Annotated in this window: 1 pseudogene; it reads right to left on the bottom strand. The window is 65.1% G+C overall.

Features of this window, described 5'->3' with window-relative positions:
* Positions 1-298: pseudogene (locus K3N28_RS23205) on the bottom strand (TIM barrel protein); the annotation flags it as partial.

The raw sequence follows: 298 nt of genomic DNA, 5'->3' as shown, positions 1-298 counted from the left end.
CGCATAATCCAGACCCGCCATCTCCTCATGCCCGATCTCAGGATTGACCCCCACCAGCTCGGGCCGCTCCAACTCGTTGATAAACGCAAGGGCATGCCCCAGCGTCGGCAACAGGATGTTCCCCCGCGGCTCGTTCGGCTTCGGCTCGATCGCGAACCGGATACCGTAACCCTGCTCGGTCACATACTCGCCCAGCACATCGAAGGCCTCCTTCATCCGCGCCATCGCCGACTGCACGTCCTTGGACCCACCCGACTCCGCGCCCTCACGCCCGCCCCAGGCCACATACACCTCCGCC

The sequence above is a fragment of the Glycomyces sp. TRM65418 genome, from assembly GCF_019710475.1.
Classification (GTDB): Bacteria; Actinomycetota; Actinomycetes; order Mycobacteriales; family Micromonosporaceae; genus Glycomyces.
This window is presented reverse-complemented; position numbering and strand designations above follow the sequence as displayed.